The organism is Bradyrhizobium sediminis (genome assembly GCF_018736085.1).
Taxonomy (GTDB): domain Bacteria; phylum Pseudomonadota; class Alphaproteobacteria; order Rhizobiales; family Xanthobacteraceae; genus Bradyrhizobium; species Bradyrhizobium sediminis.
The window spans coordinates 136,840-154,716 of sequence record NZ_CP076134.1 but is presented as its reverse complement, the minus strand read 5'-3'; the positions used below and the strand labels follow the sequence as shown (position 1 = coordinate 154,716).

Sequence of the window (17,877 nt, the reverse complement as noted above, 5' to 3'; positions counted from 1 at the left end):
GCGATGACGGCGAACCTAACCGTCGGCGCTGGTCAGCGCCTGTTCTCGCGGCGTCGCGGGCCGTGACCTCTGCCAGAGGTCGCGAAGAACCATGCCCGCGGCCATCGCTGCGACAAACACCAACACATCAGGCGATAGCGTCGCGAGGCTTTCCAGCGCCGGTCCCGGGCACAATCCAACGAGCCCCCAGCCGATCCCGAACAGGGTCGATCCAACGACCAGCGGCCGGTCGATATCGTCCCTGGTTGGCCAGAAGTTCCGAGCAGCAAGCAGCGGCCACGAGCGGCCCTTCGCCAGCATGAAACCCGGAACCGAGACCGCGAGGGCTGCGATCATCACGACGGCAAGGCTCGGGTCCCAGGCCCCGAAGATATCGAGAAAGCCGATGACTTTCGTCGGCTGGACCATTCCCGAAATCAGCAGGCCGGCGCCGAACACCAATCCGCACAACAAGGATGCGATCATCGGCATGGTTCAGCCTCCGAATACGTGATGAGTGAGCGCGACGGTCGCGATGGCCACGGCCATGAAGATGACGGTCGCGGCGATGGAGCGGGCGGAGAAGCGCGCCATCCCGCAGATGCCGTGACCGGAGGTGCAGCCGCCGGCAAGCCTGGTGCCGAAGCCGACCAGCAGGCCCGCCCCGACGATCACGGTCCAGTTTGCCGGCATCCGCGGGGGAAGCATCCCATGGCCCATCAGGCCCGCGATCAGCGGCGCCAGAATGAGCCCTGCAATGAAGGCGATGCGCCAGCCGATTTCGCCGCTTCTGGGATTGAGCAAGCCGCCGAATATGCCGCTGATACCGGCGATCCGGCCGGTCAACAGCATCAGCAGGACGGAGGAAAGGCCGATCAGCCCGCCGCCGATTGCCGCCGATAGCGGCGTAAAATGAACCATCGCATTGCTCCACAGACCACGGAGACGAATCTCCTGTTGTCCGTGGCTAGATCACAAACGCGTCACGCGCAATCGCAATGCATTGCCGACCACGCTGACCGACGACAGCGCCATGGCGGCGGCGGCGATGATCGGCGACAGCAGGATACCGAGGCTGGGATAGAGGATGCCCGCGGCGATCGGGATACCGGCGGCGTTGTAGACGAACGCGAAGAACAGGTTCTGCCGGATGTTGCTCATGGTGGCCTGCGAAAGCCTCCGGGCGCGAACGATGCCGCCGAGGTCGCCCTTCAGCAGGGTGACGCCGGCGCTCTCCATCGCCACGTCGGTGCCGGTGCCCATGGCGATGCCGACTTCGGCCGCGGCCAGCGCCGGGGCGTCGTTGACGCCGTCGCCGGCCATGGCGACGATCCGCCCGGCCTTCTGCAGTTTTGCGACGACCGCGCTCTTCTGGTCCGGCAGGACTTCGGCCTCGACATCGGTGATCCCGAGCGTCCGCGCGACGGCGTTCGCCGTGGTCCGGTTGTCTCCGGTGAGCATGATGACCTTTATGCCTTCGGCGGCCAGCGCCTTCAGGGCGTCCGGCGTCGACGCCTTGACCGGATCGGCGATGGCAAATAGCCCCGCCAGACGGCGGTCGACCGCGATATTGATGACGGTGGCGCCGTCGCCGCGCAGACGTTCGCCCTGTTCGTTCAGCGCCCGGGTATCGACACCGAGCGACGACAGGAAATTGGCATTGCCGAGCAGAACGGTCTTGCCGTCGACCTTGCCGGTCGCGCCCTTGCCGGTCGGCGAATCGAACTCCTCGACCTTGCCGAGATCGAGATTTTGCTCCTTTGCGGACCGCACGATGGCGTCGGCGAGTGGATGTTCGCTGGCGCGCTCGACGCTGGCGGCGAGCCGCAGGATCTCGGACGCCTGAAATTCGGGGGCTGCGACGATCGCGACGACCTTCGGCTTGCCCTCGGTCAGCGTGCCGGTCTTGTCGACCACCAGGGTGTCGACCTTTTCCATGCGCTCCAGCGCCTCGGCATTCTTGATCAGCACGCCGGCCTGGGCGCCGCGCCCGACGCCGACCATGATCGACATCGGCGTGGCGAGGCCGAGCGCGCAGGGGCAGGCGATGATCAGCACGCTGACGGCCGCCACCAAGCCGTACGCCATCCGCGGTTCCGGCCCGAACCAGGCCCAGGCGGCGAAAGCGATCAGGGCCGTGACGATCACGACCGGCACGAACCAGCCGGAAACCTGATCGGCCAGCCGCTGAATCGGCGCGCGCGAGCGCTGCGCCTCCGCCACCATCCTGACGATCTGGGACAGCAGCGTGTCGCGCCCGACCTTGTCGGCGCGCATCACGAAGCCGCCGGACTGGTTGAGCGTGCCCGCGATCACCCTGCCGCCGACCTCCTTGGTGACGGGCATCGATTCGCCGGTCACCAGGGATTCGTCGAGCGCGGAGCGGCCCTCGAGAATGACACCGTCGACCGGCACTTTCTCTCCCGGCCGCACCCGCAGACGATCGCCGACCTGCAGGCTGTCGATCTCGACCTCGTGGTCGGCGCCATCGTCGCCGATGCGGCGGGCGGTTTTCGGCGCCAGCTGAAGCAGCGCCTTGATGGCGCCCGATGTCGCCTCGCGGGCCCGCAGTTCCAGCACCTGGCCGAGCAGGACGAGCACGGTGATGACGGCGGCGGCTTCGAAATAAATCGCAACCGCGCCGCCATGGCCGCGGAAGGTTGCCGGGAAGGCCCCGGGGGCGATGGTGCCGACAACGCTGTAAATCTGGGCCACACCCGTGCCCATCGCGATCAAGGTGAACATGTTGAGGTTGCGCGTCTTGAGCGATTGCCAGCCGCGCACGAAGAAGGGCCAGCCCGCCCAGAGCACCACCGGGGTGGCGAACACCAGCTGAATCCAGTTCGACAGGGTCTGGTCGACCCAGCCATGCCCGCCGGCGAAATGACCTCCCATCTCGAGGACGACAGGCGGAATGGAGAGCACGAGGCCGATCCAGAAGCGCCGCGTCATGTCGGCAAGTTCGGGGTTGGGCGGCGTATCGAGGCTTGCCACCTCGGGCTCCAGCGCCATGCCGCAGATCGGGCAGCTTCCGGGGCCGACCTGGCGGATCTGCGGATGCATCGGGCAGGTATAGATCGCGCCTTCCGGCACGTCGGCCTTCGGCTCGCTGCCGCCGAGATAGGCTTTCGGATCGGCGGCAAATTTGCTGCGGCAGCCGGCCGAGCAGAAATGCCAGGTCTCGCCGTTGCAATCGAACCGGTGCTTGCTGGTCGCGGGGTTCACCGACATGCCGCAGACGGGGTCGCGCACGGTTGCGGGGCCGCCGGCATGATGGTCGTGGCCAGCCGCGGCGTGATCGTGACCTCCGCCGCAGCAGCCGGTCTTCGCCGTTTCCGCAGGGAGAGCGGCCGCCGTTTTGGCGGCGCAGCCGCAGCCGGAATCTCTTGCGGCGCCGCCAGCGCCCGTGTTGTCAGCTTCGGTCATCGCGCTCTCCATCGCCCCTTGCAACCTATACCCAGTAGGGGTATATAGGGGGAAATGCGGAAAGACATCAAGGCGTCCTGTCAAAAGCGGTTGAGCCGGATCGAGGGCCAGGTTCGCGGCCTGTCGAAAATGGTCGACGAGGACCGCTATTGCATCGATATCGTCACGCAGATCTCGGCGGTGCGGGCCGCGCTCCGGCGCGTCGAGGAAGAGGTGCTGAGGGATCACGTGTCGCATTGCGTCGAACACGCGATCACCAGCGGCAACAAGGCCGATCAGCGCGAGAAGATCGCGGAACTGATGGCCGTCATCGGTCGATCCGATCGCTGATCGAGGCACAATCATGCATTTACCGCAATTTCATTCCTGGTTCCCCCGGCCCGGACCGTATGGTAGAAATCGCTCATGAATTCGACCGGAACGCTTTTGCGGATCTTTGGGGCGGCGATTCTTTTGATCGCCGTTCAATTCGCATCGGTTGCGGCCGAGGCCCATGCCGGTCATTCGCACGGGCATGACGGGCACGGTGCTCGGGCGCATGGCGCTGCGGTCGGCATTGCACATTTGATTTCCACCGCTGAAGCCGGGTTGATTTCCGCTGTTGAGGCCGGGTCCGCGCACCCGGTCGCACAAGCTCAGCGTGATGCACAAGCCCAGCGTGACACTCAAGTCCAGCCTGGCGCTCAGGTTCTGCCCGCCGCACAAGCCGAGGCCGCCGTTCGAAGCGCAGGGGGCGTCTCGCCTTCCGGCTCCAATGCCTGCGTGATGGGCTGCTGCGGCGGCACGGGTTGCTGCGGAGCCGCTCTGGTGGCTGCTTCGCCCGACCTTCCACCCAGGGCCTGCTCGCCGCGCATCGGCCTTGCACGCGTTATTTCCATTCGCGGAGCGGACCCTCGAGGTCTGCGCAAACCCCCTCGATCCCTCGCCTGAGTAACGACATCGCCGCGGTTCTGGCCTCGCAGGCCGGCCGTGCGATGAAGCTTCTTGCCAGGTGAGGAATTTTCAATGTTGTCCTTGTTTCGAGCCGCGCTCTGCGCGGCAGCTCTTGCTCCCTTTCTGGGGGGTGGATCGTTATTGGCCCATGAGGGTCACGATCATGACGCGCCACCTCCGGCAGCGATCTCGAATCTCGCTCCGCGGGCCGAAGCGGTCTCGGACCTCTATGAGCTGGTCGCGATCGCCCGGGCCGGCGAACTCGCCATCTATCTCGACCGGTTTACGACCAACGCTCCGGTGGACGGCGCCACGATCGAAGTCGAGACCCCTGCGGGCCCCGAATCCGCGCGCGCCGGCACGATCGAGCCCTACCGGCTCAGCGCTCCATGGTCCAGCAAGCCAGGGTCCTATGACCTGATCTTCACTGTTGCCAAGGACGGCAATGCCGATGTGCTGCCCGCCACGCTCGTCATTCCGCCGGACGATCCGAGCGGAACGGCCGGGACGTCCTCCCAGTCGGCCACCGCAAGCGGAATCGGCGAGCGATCGTCTGGCAATGTCCCGTTGCTGCTCATCGCCGGACTCGGAGGTTTTGCTGCGGGAGCCGTCGTCATGACCCTGATGCGGCGACGGAGCCGGCCCGCGATGGTCCTGATCGTCGCCGGGATGCTCGCGATATCGGACGGTGCGGCGCGCGCCCACGAGGGTGAGGATCACGGTACGCCGGCTACGTCGATGCCGGCGGTGCGCGACCTGGCGCAGCGGCTGCCCGATGGCGGGGTATTCGTGCCCAAGAGCACGCAGCGAATTCTCGCGATCCGCACCATCAGAATCGAATCGGCGGCGCATCGCTCCGCCCTCGAATTGCCGGGCCGCATCATTCCCGATCCGAACGCCAGCGGATTCGTTCAGTCGTCGGTCGGCGGCCGTCTCTCGCCTCCGCCGGGCGGCTTTCCGCGGCTGGGGGCGCCGGTCAGGAAGGGCGATGTTCTCGCCTATGTGACGCCGCCGCTGCAGGCGATCGATGCTTCCGACATGCGCCAGCGGCAAGGCGAACTCGACCAGCAGATTTCCATCGTCGAGCGCCGGCTGGCCCGGTACGAAACGCTGGTGCCGGGCGGAGCGATCGCACGCACCCAGCTCGAGGATACGCGGACCGAGCTGCAAGGCCTGAAGGACCGGCGCGGCTCGCTCGACAAATCGCGCCGCGAGCCGGAGGAATTGATCGCGCCGGTGGACGGCATCGTTGCCGAAGGCGCCGCCGTCGCAGGGCAGATCGCCCAATCGAATGCCGTGATCTTTCACATCGTCGACCCGGCCCGGCTGTGGGTGGAGGCGCTCAGCTTCGATTCCCTTCCCGGAGTCCAAAGCGCGGTGGCCCGGCTGAACAACGACCGGACCTATCCGCTCTCGTTCCGGGGCGCCGGTTTCGCCGGCCGCAATCAATCGATCCCGGTTCAATTCGCCATTCAGGGCGATGTCGCGGGCCTGCGGGCCGGGCAGTTCATCACGGTGCTCGCCACCACGGATGAGGAAAAGACCGGCTTCGCCATTCCCCGGGCAGCGCTGGTGCGCAATGCCAACGGCCAGGATGTCGTCTACGAGCATGTTGCGGCGGAGCGCTTCGAACCGCGCCCGGTGCGGGTCGAACCGCTCGACGGCGACCGCGTCTTCATTGCCACCGGGCTCGCCGCAGGTAAGCGCCTCGTCGTTCAGGGCGCCGAGTTGCTTGGCCAGGTACGCTGAGGAGAACGCCAGATGTTCCGCTTTCTCGTCACCCAGTCATTGCGCAACCGCCTGCTGGTGATTGCCGCCGCATCGGTGCTCGTGCTGCTCGGCATCTTCAGCGCCGGCCGGCTCCCGGTCGACGTCTTCCCGGACCTCAACAAGCCGACCGTCACCATCCTGACCGAATCGGAAGGCTTGGCGCCTCCGGAAGTCGAGCAGCTCGTCAGCTTCCCGATCGAAACCCAGATGAACGGTGTTCCCGGGGTCACGCGGGTGCGCTCGGTTTCCGGAATAGGGCTCTCGATCGTCTATGTCGAGTTCGACTGGGGGACGGACATCTACCGCAACCGGCAGCAGATCGCCGAGCGGCTTTCCCTGGTCAGGGCCCAGTTGCCGCCGAACACCGTGCCGCAAATCGGGCCGATCAGCTCGATCATGGGGCAGATCGTGCTCGTCGCGATGACGAGCGAGAAGGCGTCCGCGATGGAAGTCCGCGAGGCCGCCGACTTCATCGTTCGCCCGCGCCTGCTCGCGATCCCCGGCGTCGCCCAGGTCATCCCGATCGGGGGCGAGGTCCGCCAGTATCGCATTGCGCCGAACCCGCCGGCGCTGCGCAGCCTCGGCGTCACCTACGAGCAGGTCGAACAGGCTCTGACCCAGTTCGGCGTCAATACCGGCGGCGGGTTCACCGACCAGCACGCTCGCGAATACCTGATCCGGAATATCGGCCGAACCACCAACCTGGACGACCTTCGCAGCGTGGTGGTGGCGCAGGTGAATGGCGGGCCGGTGTTCCTGCGTCAGGTCGCAACCGTCGAGTTCGCGCCCAGGGTCAAGCGCGGCGAAGCCGGTTACATGGGCAGACCGGCCGTCATCGTCTCGATCGAGAAGCAGCCCAACGTCGACACGATCGGATTGACCCGCGAGGTCGAGCGGGTCCTGAAGGAAATCACGGCGTCGCTTCCGGAAGGCATGAGGGCCGACCAGATCGTCTTCCGCCAGGCCAACTTCATCGAGACGTCGATCCGCAACGTCGAACAGGTCCTGATGGAAGCCGGCGTTGCCGTCGCCCTCGTTCTGTTCGCATTCCTCCTGAACTGGCGAACCACGATGATTTCGCTGACCGCGATCCCGGTCTCGATCCTGACCACGGCCTCGGTCTTCTATTTCGCCGGGTTGTCCATCAACACCATGACGCTGGGCGGACTCGCCATCGCGCTCGGCGAGCTGGTCGATGACGCCGTCGTCGATGTGGAGAACATCTTCAGGCGGCTGCGCGAGAATCGCGCTCTGGAACGTCCCAGACCGGCATTCGACGTGGTCGTATCGGCCTCGCAGGAGGTCCGGTCCGGCATCGTCTATGCGACAACGATCATCGTGCTGGTATTCGTGCCGCTGTTCGCGCTGTCGGGAATCGAGGGCCGGCTGTTCGCCCCGCTGGGCGAAGCCTACATCATTTCGATCCTCGCCAGCCTCGCGGTCTCGGTCACGCTGACGCCTGTCATGGCCTACTATATGCTGCCGCACCTGAAACGCCTCGATCACGGCGACAGCGCTCTGGTGCGCCTGCTCAAGCGCGGTTACGGCGCGCTGCTCGAACGCGCCTTCCGCCATCAGCCCGCCTTGATGGCCATGACGTTGCTCGCGGTGATGATTGCAGGGATCGCCGCGTTCCTTCTTCCGCGCTCGTTCCTGCCGCCCTTCAACGAGGGCACGCTCACCATCAACATGCTGTTCAATCCGGGCATCTCGCTCACCGAATCCAATCGCGTCGGCCTGATTGCCGAGCGTCTCATCATGGAGGTGCCCGAGGTCAAGACCGTCGGGCGGCGGACCGGGCGGGCGGAACTGGATGAGCACGCCGAAGGCGTGCATTCCTCGGAATTCGATGTCGATCTCGCCAAATCATCGCGAACCAAGATCGATGTGATCGCGGACATTCGCGCGAGGCTCGCGGTTCTCCCGGCCTCGATCAATGTCGGTCAGCCGATCTCCCACCGGCTCGATCATCTGCTGTCGGGGGTCCGTGCCGAGGTTGCACTGAAGATCTTCGGCGATGATCTGGATGCGCTGCGCGCCGCCGCCGAGATGATGCGGACGCGGCTAATAGGCATCCCCGGACTTGTCGATCTGCAGGTCGAAAAGCAGGTTCTGATCCCGCAGCTCGAAATCCGCGTCGATTACGGCCGCGCCGCCCTTTATGGCGTGCAGCCGGCGGCCGTCGTCGAGCAGCTCAGCCGGCTCTCGAACGGGCGGATCGTGTCGCGCGTCGTCGACGGCTACCGCAGGTTCGACGTCACCATGCGGCTGCCCGACCGGCTTCGTACCACGCAACGACTGGGCGACCTCCTGATCGAAACCCCGACCGGATGGATTCCCGCAAGGCAGCTTGCCGACATCAAGGAGACCGAGGGTCCGAACCAGATTCTGCGCGAGAACGGGCGCCGTCGCGTGGTGGTATTGGCCAACACCAACGGCACCGCCGACATGGCGCGGATCGTCGAATCGATCAGGGAAGTGCTGGCGTCGACCAGGCTGCCGGAGGGATTCTATACCCGCCTCGAGGGCACCTTTCAGGCGCAGGAAGAAGCCAGCCGGACCATCGGAATTCTCTCGCTGCTGTCGCTGTCGCTCATTTTCGCCATTCTCTATAGCCGCTATCGCTCGGTGCTGTTTGCCGTGATCGTGATGGGCAACGTGCCTCTCGCCCTGATCGGGGCGGTCTTGGCGCTCTGGTTGACAGGCCAGCCGCTCTCTGTCGCATCGATGATCGGTTTCATCACCTTGACCGGGATCGCGGCGCGCAACGGCATCCTGAAGATCAGCCATTACATCAACCTGGCCCTGCAGGAGGGAATGCCGTTCGGGCGCAATCTGGTGCTCCGCGGCAGTCTCGAGCGGTTGACGCCGGTGCTGATGACGGCGCTGGCGGCAGGCGTCGCGCTGGTTCCGCTGCTGATCGACGCGGCGACGCCCGGCAAGGAAATCCTTCATCCCGTGGCCGTCACGATATTCGGCGGGCTCATCAGCGCGACGTTACTCGACATGCTGCTCACGCCCGTCCTGTTCCTGCGGTACGGCGAAAAGCATCTCGAACGATTGCGGCGGGACGCCGCCGCGTCCGTGGATCCGGCTCGCGGAACGTCATCAGCCGAAGCCTTTTGATCGCAGCAACGGAGAAAAGAAATGTACGCAAGATGTCTATTGATCGGAGCCTTGCTCGCATGGTCCGGTTCGGCCGGGGCGCATGAAGCCAAGGGAACGAATGGCGGGCGGATCGCCGACGCGGGATCATACCATGTCGAAATGGTCGTGAAATCCGAGGTCGTCGACGTGTTCATCAGCGACGCCGGCGAAAAGCCCATTCTGACTTCGGGATTCAAGGGAACCGCGATCCTCGTCGCGGGCGGCAAATCCCAGCGGGTGGTGCTGGCGCCCGTCGATGGCAAGCGCCTTTCCGGCAGCGCAACGGTCGCGTTGCCAAGCCAGCCCAAAGGGGTCGTGCAACTGACGGCTCCCGACGGCAAGACCGTTCAAGCGAAGTTCGACTGAGATGAAGCGGCCGAAACCGGCAGCAATGCACCAGATATCGGATGCGAAGGAGCTGAGAGATGATGAATTGGAATAGAAGCGGGATCGCACTGGTCGCCGCAGCACTGCTTTCGGCAAGCGCCTGGGCCGGCGAAGGCCCGGCCGGGCACAGCCACGGCCACGGCCACGGCCATGACCATGACCATGGCGAATCATTCTCGGCCGGCGAGCCGGGCAATCCGAAGAAGCCGGCAAAAATCGTCCAGGTGACGATGGGAGAGTCGGACGGCAAAATGCTGTTCGTCCCGGTGCGGGTCGAGATCAAGAAGGGCGAGCAGATCAAATTCGTGCTGCGTAACAACGGCGAGCTCGATCACGAATTCGTCCTGGCGAACACCGCGGAGAATCTCAAGCACGCCGAAGTCATGCAAAAGAACCCGGGGATGGCGCATGAAGATGCCAACTCGAGGTGGCTCGCTCCGAAGAAGACCAGCGAGATGGTCTGGAAATTCACCAAGGCCGGCGAGTTCGAATACGCCTGCCTGATCCCCGGTCATCGCGAGGCGGGAATGGTCGGAACGATCCTCGTCAAGTGATCGCGTCCGACACGCCAATGTCGACCGTTGAAGCGCCAGTTTGATCCAGCTCAACGGCGACCGGCAGCAGCGCAGGCTAGATGCTCAAGGAGACGGTTCGCGGCGGTGTGATCGATGAGTGTCGTCAAGGTTGCCTATTTCTCGGATGCATTATGCATCTGGGCCTATATCGCCCAGGCGCGCATCGATGCGGTCAAGGAGAAGTTCGGCGACGCGGTCCGGCTGGACCATCGGTTTTGTTCGGTGTTCGGCAATACGCCCGTCAAGATCCCGACGACGTGGCGGGACAAGGGCGAATACGCCGGGTTCAACGCGCACCTGCGGAACGTGGCGCTGCAGTTCCCGCATGTCGAGCTTCATCCGGACATCTGGCTGACGACGCGTCCGCCGACCTCGACCAGCGCGCATCTGTTCATGACGGCCGTCCAGCAATGGCAGCACGAGCGAGACGGCGAAGGCGGGGACCAGTCGGCGGCGTCAACCTTCGACGAGCTGCTGTGGGCCTTCCGTTGCGCGTTCTTCCGGGACTGCCGCGACATTGCGCGCTGGGATGTTCAATGCGAACTGGCCGAGGCGCTGGGCGTCGACATCGGCGCCATCGAAAAGCGCATTCACGACGGCACCGCCTATGCAAAGCTGGCGTCCGACTACCAGGACGCCGACAAGATGCGAATCGAAGGCAGCCCGAGCTTCGTCCTGAACGAGGGACGGCAGAAACTCTACGGCAATGTCGGCTTCCGGATCATCGAAGCCAACATCCAGGAATTGCTCCGGGCACCCGGCGCCGACCAGGCGAGCTGGTGCTGAATGCCGGGCGATCCCTCATCCGCCTTCCCGCTCCGAGACCGGGACGCCCTTCCTGATCCTGTCGCTTGGGTGAAGAATGACGCGGTCGCCTGCCGAGAGACCTGACAAGATCTCCGCTATCCGGCCGTTTCGGTGGCCGATTGAGACGACGGTCGGACTCGCGCGTCCATCCTTCACTGCAAAGACTGCCCAGTCGTCGCCCTGACGAAATAGTGCGCCGACCGGCACCCTCAGGACGTCTTCAGCGTTCCAGACGGTGACATGCACGATGACCCGGTAGTCATGCCCAAGTCGCGACCATGTGTCCGGAGGGTCGGTGAAATCGATTGTCGTGCGGACACGTTGTTCTTCGATCCCCAGTGCCGAGACCTTGACGAAGCCCGCCGGATCGACGCGGACCACGCGCCCCTGCATTGGCGCTCCACCCCAGCCGTCGATCCGCACCGGCGCGCCCACCTTGATCTGGACGGCGTCGGTTGAAAGCAGGTCCGCCACCACTTCGAGATCCGCGGGGTCGCCGATGTCGATGAGCGGCGTGCCGGCCTGGACCACCGCTTCGCTGTCCTGGATGATTCTGAGGATTCGGCCGGTCACGGGTGCCTTGATTTGCACGCAACAGGCCGGGTTTGCCGGGGCGGTAAGGTTCATCGGATCGATCAAGCGGGCGGCGAGGCTGGTTCGCGTGAATTGACGAACTTCAAGTTGCGCCTTCGCGCTTACTAACGCCGCTTCACTGGTTTCGACCTCGAACTTCGCCTTGTCCAACGCCTGTGTCGAGATCGTTTGCGTGCGCGCGAGGGCCTGAGCTCTCTGGAGCTCCGTGCGCGAGAAGTCGAGCGCCGCCTGGAGCCTGCGCACGTCGGCCTCCGCCTGCTTCGCTGCTGCATCGGCGGACGCCACCGCGGCTTCGAGCTCTTCGCGAGAGCGGACGTCGATAAAGCCCGGCGTCATCGGTTGCATGACTGCGACCACGGTCTCATCGGCCATGACGACATCGCCAACATGCCGGGAGATGCCGCGATCCCCAGAGGGAAGGGAAATTCTCAAGACCTTTCCGGCGATGGGCGCCGAAACGGTGTAGATGTGCCGCACGCGGGTCTTGCCCTCGTCATCGACTGTGACTGCCAGTCTGCCTCTGGTCACCGCGGCGAGATCAACGGCAACGGGCCGCGGCCATCCGAACCAAACAAGGCCGCCCAGCATCAGGGCCAGACCGAGAATCCACGCTGTTCGTTTCAGCCAGTTTACGCGCATTGTCAGTCTCTGGTTTTGAGGACGGCGACGAGATCCAGCCTGTTGACGCGCTCGCGTACGACAAGTGCGGAAAGAACTGCCGCCGTGAGAACGATCGCACTGGCAAAAACGTAGGTGGAGGGTTCGACGACCAGGCGAACGCGCATCAGCTCGCCGGCGAGGTTTGTCTTCATAACCCAGGCAAGGTTGTAGCCGATGATCCATCCGAGCGGCTGTGCCGCCAGGCAGAGGACCGCAAGTTCGAGCAGCAGGATCCGCAGCACCTCGCCCTCGCTGAAGCCGAACACCCGCAGGCTTGCCAATTCCCGGGCCCGCTCGGAGAGCGAAATACGCGCGCTGTTGTAAACCATCCCGAAGGCGATGATGGCGGCAAGGCTGGTGTAAATGCTGGCCATCGTGGTGATGAGCAAAGCCACGTCCTTCCGGAAATTGATCAGGGAAACGCGCTGCAGTGCCATGCCGCTGACGGTGGGCATGCCCTTGATCGCGTCGTACAGCTCGTCGAGCCGGCTTGCGTCAACGCTCAGATTGACGCCGTTGATAGTTGCCCCTTCACGCATCACTCGGGATAGGGCGTTGGCATCCATCATGGCCCGCAGACCGAAATAGTCCTCGATCTCTGCTGCAACAGGCAGCGTGACGGTCCGGCGTTGCCCCTCCAGCAGGTCCACTTCGACGAAATCCCCCGCCTTTACCCCGAGAATCTGTCCGAGCATGGTCGATATCGCCAAGCCCGCTTCCGGCATGGCGACGGGGCGCAGGCTGGCGTCAATGACCCGGCTGAGGTCGGCATCGGGCGGCCGGCCGGCAATCATCACCCGCCGCTCGATGTTCCCATGCCGAATACGGGCGGCTACTTCCCGGTAAGGTTCAACCGCCAGGACGCCGGGAAGGCGGGCCATTTGCATGGCGACGTCCCGGGATCGCTTCTCGATAAAACTGACAGTCGCATCCTGCCGGTCCGCCATGAAGTAGGTCACCTCGATCAACTGCTCCATCGTGTCCCGGGTGAAGAGCGAAACAATGAGAATGCCTGTGGCGAGAGCCATCCCGAGCGTCGTGAACCCGGCCCGAACCGGGTGATGCGTGATGTTGCGCAGCATCATCACCGTGGGCTGCGAAACAACGCCGCGCGTGGAAAGCCAGGCCGGAAGAAGGCGGCGATAACCCGGAGGGGAAGGCGGCTGCATCGCGACCGCGGGCGGCAGGGCCACAACATCCCGCAGCGCATGAAGTGCTCCGATGACGGCAGCAGCCAGGCTCAGCGCTGCCGCGACGGCATAGAGATCGGGGCTCTTGATGAAGATAAGAAACGGAAAGTGGAAGAAGTCGCCAAACAGCCGGGTGATATAGATGCCCAGCCAAGTCCCTGCGGCACTGCCGATGCCGATGCCGATTGTGGCCAATACGATTACGAATTTGACGTAGTGGAGGGCGATTGTGGGATTGCCATATCCCAGCGCTTTTAGAAGACCGATCTGTTCACGCTCGAGCGCAACCATGCGGCTCAGCGTCAGATTGATCAGGAAGGCGGCGACCAGGAGAAAGATCGGCGGCAGCGTACGGCTCATGTTGTTGAGCATATCGAGTTCGTGGTCGAGCCACGCATGCGACGTCTGATCCTTCCGGCCGTACGCCGCCCGCCCGCCGTAGCGGTCGAGCAAGGCATCAAGTCGCTGGATTACGTCGCGTTCCGAGGCGTCCCGCAGCAATTTGAGATTGACCGAGGAAAAGGCGCCATCCAGATCGTAGGCGCTGGCGAGCGTCTTTTCGGACATCCAGATGACGCCGAAGCGGCGATCGTCCGGCATGATGTCGCCGGGGCCTATCGTGTAGATGAACTCCGGCGAGAGTACGATTCCAACGATGACAAGCTCGCGCTTGCGGCCGTTCAACAGCGCTGAAAATCGCGCGCCAGGCACGAACCCATGGGCATTGGCGAAGTTTTCATTGACCACGACCTCCGCGGAAGACCCGGGCTCAGGCATTCGGCCGACCCGCAGATAGAGCCGGTCGAGCGCGGGCTCGCCAATGTCGGGCAATGAAATAAACTGGCCGGTTGCCGGCTCGCGAAAATTCGGAATGTCGAGCATGGCAAGCCTGGCGATCCGGGCGTCGACCGCGGCGACACCGGGAATCCCGGCGATCTGGCTGACCATCGTCTTCGGCGCGCGCCGCACCACAGCAAAGACGTCGGCAAATCCAAAGCGTTCGTAGTAGGCGGCACGGGTCTGATCGAGAGACCGGTGAGATCCCACGGCAAGCACGAGGGTGGCGACGGCGCCGGCAATCACCAGCGATATGGCCAGGGCCTGGGCCCAGAGCCTTCTGAGGTCGCGCAACAACTTGATGTCGAGAACGGGCATCAGGTCACCAGGTCAACTCGGCGGAAGCTCGGCGTGTTTCATTCTTGTGCACTCCTGAAATCCGGCCATCGGCGAAGAACAGGACGCGGTCCGCAACATCCTGGATGCTGGCGTTATGCGTAATGATCATCGTGGTCGTGCCGAGTTGTGCATTGATGCTCAGGAGCGCCTCGATCACGCGAATGCCGGTCTTGGAATCCAGCGCGCCGGTCGGCTCATCGCAGAGCAGGACTTCAGGCCGCTTTGCGATGGCGCGGGCGATGGCGACCCGCTGCTGCTCGCCGCCCGAAAGCTGGGCGGGAAAATGATCCATGCGCCCTTCGAGCCCGACCAGCGCCAGCGCCTCGTCGGGTTTCATCGGCCGCTCGGCAATCTCGGTGACGACAGCCACATTCTCGTAGGCCGTCAGGCTGGGGATCAGATTGTAGAACTGGAAGACGAATCCAACGTGCCGCCTGCGATAGGCTGTCAGCTCTCGATCGTTCAGGGCCGTCAGTTCAGTTTCCCTGAAAAAAAGCCGGCCGCTGGTGGCGTGGTCCAGCCCGCCCATGATGTTCAGAAGCGTGGACTTGCCGCTGCCGGATGGCCCCAGCAGGACCACGACTTCCCCGGCCGAAACGTCGAGGTCGAGGCCGCGCAACGCATGAACCTGCACTTCTCCCGAGGTGTAGGTTTTGGTGAGAGCACGCGCTGTAAAGACCGTCTCCGACATAGGGAATTGTCCGTCCGCATCGGCGGGCTAGGGTTGGTCAAGATGACAGCGTGGAAAACTCCAATTCGATGGGCTATCGGCGACGGTCATATTTGAACTCCAGACTCGCCGGCTTCGGTTGGCCAGGACGCTGGATCGTCAATCTGACCGTATAGAGGTCGCGGCCCGGCAGGTTGAAATAGCCGCCGTAACTGACGGTGTTCGCAATCTCCATGGCGTCGAGCGTCTTCCTGGTTCCGGATAATCCGAGCCCGGAAATCTGGGCGGTCACGGTCGCATCCGATACCCTTGCGCCGGAGGCGGCGTCGAAAATCGCGGCTACCAGATGGGACGCGCGACCACTCGTTGGCGCGCCGCCATGCATCGTCTTCTCCGGGTGTCCCGGCAAATGTCCCTTCACGATCTCGGCAGGGATTATGCCGATGTAAACGGATAATCCTTCAGCTGTCTTGGACAACGAATCCTCGGCAGATGCGAAACCATTCCACGGAATGACAAATGCACACAGTGTTGCGAAGGCAACGGCACGAAGTCGCTTTGATAGCTGGGAATTACGCATCGCTTGTCTCCCCAATTGAAAGTCCATCTTTGCGGACGGCTGGGTTCCAAATTTCAAACAGCTAAAATCTGACCCTCTACGATCCGATCGGCGTTGCTCGACCCAGATCGGGCGTCAAACAAGCGTGAGATCGTCGCTGACCCGTTTCCTTTTCACACTCGCTGAATGGCCGGATTGGCGAGCGCCATCACCTTAGCCATTGCCATACTTCTTCTGTGTCGCGCCGCCGAACAGGCGCGACAGGCGCGGAATAAATCCCGGCACATCGGCCATGTATCTCCGGTAATCGTCGCCGAAGGTTGCGAGCGCCTCGCGCTCCTCATTCCGCGCCAGCTTGACGTACATCACGGCGAGCACGGGAAACATCACGAGCGTAAGGAGCGTGGGCCACTGCAGAAGAAAGCCGAACATCACGAGAATGAAGCCGACATATTGCGGATGGCGCACGTAGGCGTAGGCCCCTGTGGTCGCCAAGCTGCCGCGTTGCTGGGCATCGTAGAGGGTCTTCCAGGCGATGGAAATCAGGAGGAAACCCGCGGCGATGAACACGAAGCTGAGAATATGGAACGGCCCGGCATGCGGATTGGTCTTCCAGCCGAACATCATCTCAAGGAGATGGCCGGCGTCGTGGGAAAACCAGTCGACGTTGGGATAGTTGCTTTGCAGCCACCCGGAGAGAAAATAGATCGTCAGCGGAAATCCGTACATTTCCGCAAACAGCGCAACCAGAAACGCGCTGAACGCGCCGAACGATCGCCAGTCGCGGGTCGTCTGCGGCTTGAAGAAGCTGTAGGCGAACAGGATGAAAACGACCGAATTGACGAGCACGAGGCCCCAGAGGCCATAGGCCGATGACTCGCTCATGGCGCCTTCCTTTCGTCAGTTCGACGACCGTGACTTCCGTGGCCGCCATGCCCGTGATGCATGAACAGATGCATGAGAGGACAAGCGAGCAGCGGGAGCCAGAGGAGCACACCGAGAACATGGGCGCGATGTTCGGTGAACAGCAGCGCGCCGGCGATGATGGAAAATCCGATGAACACCAGCGCTGCGCGCGAGGTCAGAAAGTTGCCTTGTGGCCTTTCATTTTGGCTATCCGAATGTTCGTGCACCGACATCGATAGCTCCTGTTGTCCACGGATTGTGCCGCGCGCCTATTGGTTTCCTGTGCCGGGTGGTTGCATCTGACCTGGCTGCATTTTTCCCGGTCCCATCTTCCCCGGCTGCATTCTCCCTGGCCCCATCTGGCCCGGTTGCATCTGCGAGCCCATCATCGCCATCATTCCCATGCCCATATGGGGGGCGAGGAGATCATTGGCGGCTTTCCTTTGATCATCCGACAGCGCTTCGTTCAGTTGGCTGAAGGCAGCTTTCATCGCCCGGGTACCTTCGAGCCGCGCGAGAAGCCATTGCTCCTGGCGGTCAAGACGGTCTGCCATGGTCGGAGCCTGCTGTTGCGCATCACCCGGCTGGCCCATCATCGATGCGCGAAGCTCGCCGAGCTTCTTTGCATTTGCGCGCAGCGCTTCCGCAAAGGTGTTCCAGGCGCCAACTTGCGCATCGGTGATCTTGAGTTCGGCGCGCAGAAAAGCGATGCGACCTTCAATGCGATCGATGGTGGCCATGCCGCCCATGCCGGGGCCCATCATCTTCGCCGCCTGCATCGTTTCCATCATGTTCATCATGTTCATCATGGGCATATTGCCCATCATGCCCTTCATCATGTCCATCATCGGCATCCCGCCCATTCCACCCATTCCGCCCATGCCGCCTTGTGGCGCGCTCGGGCTCGGCTGGCTGGCTGCCGGCGGCGGGTTTGCCGGAGCAGGCGCAGATTTAGCGCTGTCCGACGGGTGATGTGAATCGTGTTCGGCTGGGGCAGGGGCTTGCGCCCAGGCCGGAACCGTAAGTGCCGCGACTGCGGTCGCCATCATCAAGCGCTTCATGGTCTATCTCCTGCCTTTCATGGCGAAAGCGTAACCA

General features: G+C 63.5%; 17 protein-coding genes. 6 read left to right on the top strand and 11 right to left on the bottom strand.

Going from position 1 to position 17,877, the window contains the following annotated elements; translation table 11 throughout:
- Nucleotides 1–15: 15 nt before the first annotated feature.
- From KMZ29_RS00755 to KMZ29_RS00745, 3 genes are read right to left on the bottom strand one after another with little or no spacing between them, the layout of a single operon-like run.
- On the bottom strand, nucleotides 16–471 hold the full coding sequence (locus tag KMZ29_RS00755; protein WP_215622047.1) for a YeeE/YedE family protein: 456 nt from the start codon (nucleotides 469–471) through the stop codon (nucleotides 16–18).
- A gap of 3 nt (nucleotides 472–474) precedes the next feature.
- Complete coding sequence (locus KMZ29_RS00750; RefSeq protein WP_215622046.1) at nucleotides 475–900, bottom strand: YeeE/YedE family protein; 426 nt, start codon at nucleotides 898–900, stop codon at nucleotides 475–477.
- Between the two features lie 51 nt (nucleotides 901–951).
- On the bottom strand, nucleotides 952–3,405 hold the full coding sequence (locus tag KMZ29_RS00745; RefSeq protein ID WP_215622045.1) for a heavy metal translocating P-type ATPase: 2,454 nt from the start codon (nucleotides 3,403–3,405) through the stop codon (nucleotides 952–954).
- A gap of 54 nt (nucleotides 3,406–3,459) precedes the next feature.
- On the opposite strand from KMZ29_RS00745, the gene KMZ29_RS00740 reads away from it, so the two are divergent.
- Nucleotides 3,460–3,735: a metal-sensitive transcriptional regulator gene (locus KMZ29_RS00740; protein WP_027540012.1), complete on the top strand. Its 276-nt coding sequence runs from the start codon at nucleotides 3,460–3,462 to the stop codon at nucleotides 3,733–3,735.
- Between the two features lie 30 nt (nucleotides 3,736–3,765).
- Here KMZ29_RS00740 and KMZ29_RS00735 read toward each other — a convergent pair whose 3' ends face one another.
- A complete protein-coding gene (locus tag KMZ29_RS00735; RefSeq protein ID WP_215622044.1) occupies nucleotides 3,766–4,074 on the bottom strand; it encodes a hypothetical protein in 309 nt (102 codons plus the stop codon).
- 336 nt (nucleotides 4,075–4,410) lie between these two features.
- On the opposite strand from KMZ29_RS00735, the gene KMZ29_RS00730 reads away from it, so the two are divergent.
- From KMZ29_RS00730 to KMZ29_RS00710, 5 genes are all read left to right on the top strand, one after another.
- Nucleotides 4,411–6,087, top strand: a complete 1,677-nt coding sequence (locus KMZ29_RS00730; protein WP_215622043.1) for an efflux RND transporter periplasmic adaptor subunit — start codon at nucleotides 4,411–4,413, stop codon at nucleotides 6,085–6,087.
- Nucleotides 6,088–6,099: 12 nt separating this feature from the next.
- Nucleotides 6,100–9,234: an efflux RND transporter permease subunit gene (locus KMZ29_RS00725; RefSeq protein WP_215622042.1), complete on the top strand. Its 3,135-nt coding sequence runs from the start codon at nucleotides 6,100–6,102 to the stop codon at nucleotides 9,232–9,234.
- Nucleotides 9,235–9,381: 147 nt separating this feature from the next.
- Nucleotides 9,382–9,621, top strand: a complete 240-nt coding sequence (locus KMZ29_RS00720) for a hypothetical protein (protein ID WP_249779802.1) — start codon at nucleotides 9,382–9,384, stop codon at nucleotides 9,619–9,621.
- 59 nt (nucleotides 9,622–9,680) lie between these two features.
- Nucleotides 9,681–10,196: a cupredoxin domain-containing protein gene (locus KMZ29_RS00715; protein ID WP_215622040.1), complete on the top strand. Its 516-nt coding sequence runs from the start codon at nucleotides 9,681–9,683 to the stop codon at nucleotides 10,194–10,196.
- A 114-nt stretch (nucleotides 10,197–10,310) separates the two neighbouring features.
- Nucleotides 10,311–11,003 (top strand): DsbA family oxidoreductase, encoded by a 693-nt coding sequence (locus KMZ29_RS00710; RefSeq protein ID WP_215622039.1) that lies wholly within the window; start codon nucleotides 10,311–10,313, stop codon nucleotides 11,001–11,003.
- Nucleotides 11,004–11,018: 15 nt separating this feature from the next.
- Here KMZ29_RS00710 and KMZ29_RS00705 read toward each other — a convergent pair whose 3' ends face one another.
- The 7 genes from KMZ29_RS00705 to KMZ29_RS00675 all read right to left on the bottom strand — a co-directional run bounded on the left by KMZ29_RS00705 (nucleotide 11,019) and on the right by KMZ29_RS00675 (nucleotide 17,840).
- Nucleotides 11,019–12,257, bottom strand: a complete 1,239-nt coding sequence (locus tag KMZ29_RS00705) for an efflux RND transporter periplasmic adaptor subunit (protein WP_215622038.1) — start codon at nucleotides 12,255–12,257, stop codon at nucleotides 11,019–11,021.
- 2 nt (nucleotides 12,258–12,259) lie between these two features.
- The gene (locus tag KMZ29_RS00700) at nucleotides 12,260–14,623 is read right to left on the bottom strand and encodes an ABC transporter permease (protein ID WP_215622037.1); all 2,364 of its coding nucleotides are present in this window, start codon (nucleotides 14,621–14,623) and stop codon (nucleotides 12,260–12,262) included.
- A gap of 4 nt (nucleotides 14,624–14,627) precedes the next feature.
- On the bottom strand, nucleotides 14,628–15,335 hold the full coding sequence (locus KMZ29_RS00695) for an ABC transporter ATP-binding protein (protein WP_215622036.1): 708 nt from the start codon (nucleotides 15,333–15,335) through the stop codon (nucleotides 14,628–14,630).
- Between the two features lie 73 nt (nucleotides 15,336–15,408).
- Entirely contained in the window at nucleotides 15,409–15,894 is a 486-nt protein-coding gene (locus tag KMZ29_RS00690) for a hypothetical protein (RefSeq protein ID WP_249779801.1), read from the bottom strand.
- A gap of 192 nt (nucleotides 15,895–16,086) precedes the next feature.
- On the bottom strand, nucleotides 16,087–16,758 hold the full coding sequence (locus KMZ29_RS00685) for a methyltransferase family protein (RefSeq protein ID WP_215622035.1): 672 nt from the start codon (nucleotides 16,756–16,758) through the stop codon (nucleotides 16,087–16,089).
- The gene (locus KMZ29_RS00680) at nucleotides 16,755–17,012 is read right to left on the bottom strand and encodes a DUF2933 domain-containing protein (RefSeq protein WP_215622034.1); all 258 of its coding nucleotides are present in this window, start codon (nucleotides 17,010–17,012) and stop codon (nucleotides 16,755–16,757) included. The genes KMZ29_RS00685 and KMZ29_RS00680 overlap by 4 nt, the downstream gene beginning before the upstream one ends.
- Nucleotides 17,013–17,048: 36 nt before the next feature.
- Nucleotides 17,049–17,840: a Spy/CpxP family protein refolding chaperone gene (locus tag KMZ29_RS00675; protein WP_215622033.1), complete on the bottom strand. Its 792-nt coding sequence runs from the start codon at nucleotides 17,838–17,840 to the stop codon at nucleotides 17,049–17,051.
- Nucleotides 17,841–17,877 lie beyond the last annotated feature (37 nt).

Excerpts from the sequence above, each read along its gene's own strand:
- KMZ29_RS00755 (WP_215622047.1), bottom strand. The coding sequence starts at position 471 with ATGCCGATGATCGCATCCTTGTTGTGCGGATTGGTGTTCGGCGCCGGC.
- KMZ29_RS00750 (WP_215622046.1), bottom strand. The coding sequence starts at position 900 with ATGGTTCATTTTACGCCGCTATCGGCGGCAATCGGCGGCGGGCTGATC.
- KMZ29_RS00745 (WP_215622045.1), bottom strand. The coding sequence starts at position 3,405 with ATGACCGAAGCTGACAACACGGGCGCTGGCGGCGCCGCAAGAGATTCC.
- KMZ29_RS00740 (WP_027540012.1), top strand. The coding sequence starts at position 3,460 with ATGCGGAAAGACATCAAGGCGTCCTGTCAAAAGCGGTTGAGCCGGATC.
- KMZ29_RS00730 (WP_215622043.1), top strand. The coding sequence starts at position 4,411 with ATGTTGTCCTTGTTTCGAGCCGCGCTCTGCGCGGCAGCTCTTGCTCCC.
- KMZ29_RS00725 (WP_215622042.1), top strand. The coding sequence starts at position 6,100 with ATGTTCCGCTTTCTCGTCACCCAGTCATTGCGCAACCGCCTGCTGGTG.
- KMZ29_RS00715 (WP_215622040.1), top strand. The coding sequence starts at position 9,681 with ATGATGAATTGGAATAGAAGCGGGATCGCACTGGTCGCCGCAGCACTG.
- KMZ29_RS00710 (WP_215622039.1), top strand. The coding sequence starts at position 10,311 with ATGAGTGTCGTCAAGGTTGCCTATTTCTCGGATGCATTATGCATCTGG.
- KMZ29_RS00705 (WP_215622038.1), bottom strand. The coding sequence starts at position 12,257 with ATGCGCGTAAACTGGCTGAAACGAACAGCGTGGATTCTCGGTCTGGCC.
- KMZ29_RS00700 (WP_215622037.1), bottom strand. The coding sequence starts at position 14,623 with ATGCCCGTTCTCGACATCAAGTTGTTGCGCGACCTCAGAAGGCTCTGG.
- KMZ29_RS00695 (WP_215622036.1), bottom strand. The coding sequence starts at position 15,335 with ATGTCGGAGACGGTCTTTACAGCGCGTGCTCTCACCAAAACCTACACC.
- KMZ29_RS00690 (WP_249779801.1), bottom strand. The coding sequence starts at position 15,894 with ATGCGTAATTCCCAGCTATCAAAGCGACTTCGTGCCGTTGCCTTCGCA.
- KMZ29_RS00685 (WP_215622035.1), bottom strand. The coding sequence starts at position 16,758 with ATGAGCGAGTCATCGGCCTATGGCCTCTGGGGCCTCGTGCTCGTCAAT.
- KMZ29_RS00680 (WP_215622034.1), bottom strand. The coding sequence starts at position 17,012 with ATGTCGGTGCACGAACATTCGGATAGCCAAAATGAAAGGCCACAAGGC.
- KMZ29_RS00675 (WP_215622033.1), bottom strand. The coding sequence starts at position 17,840 with ATGAAGCGCTTGATGATGGCGACCGCAGTCGCGGCACTTACGGTTCCG.